Annotated in this window: 1 pseudogene; it reads left to right on the forward strand. The window is 61.3% G+C overall.

What is annotated here, in order from left to right:
- Positions 1–389: 389 nt before the first annotated feature.
- Positions 390–592 (forward strand): annotated as a pseudogene (locus ACZ4NT_RS31985) (IS630 family transposase); the annotation flags it as partial.

Below are 592 nucleotides of genomic sequence, written 5' to 3' on the forward strand. Positions count from 1 at the left end.
GTTCGTCGGGACCTGCGTCGACCACGATCTTGATAGTCATAATTGGTTTCCTTCCGGAGTAGCAGGGTTGCGAGACCCCGCCGAGCGCTTGTCGTCCACCTTTCTTGTACAAGCAATGCTGCTCATGAGGAATCGATGCTCAGATCGCCCCCCGATAGGTGATGACCTGCGAGAATTACCGCGCCAGACCCGCGATTATTCGCGGCCGCAAGCTCTCCAAATGGGGTCCATGAACCATGTGCAGGACCTATCCGAGGAGCCCCAGGCCGTCCGCCCCTCGTGGGTGGCAGGGTCTATACGGTCTCGGCGTATCTCCCGATCATGGAAGCAGCGCCTGATGAGCTAGTCTTCTGAGTCGGGAATTCCATTTAGATGTGTAGGGTTGTGGGGTGGCACGTACTGGGCGGCCGAAGGCCGAGTTGATCCTGTCGGATGCTGAGCGGACTGCGCTGGAGGGATGGGTGCGTCGCCGTTCCACTCCGCGGGCATGGGCTTTGCGGTGCCGGATCATCCTGGCCTGTGCGACCGGCGCGTCGAACAAAGACGTGGCCGCCCAACTCGGTTCGACACCGCATGCGGTGGGCTGCTGGCG

Source organism: Streptomyces sp. NPDC026417 (assembly GCF_055567695.1).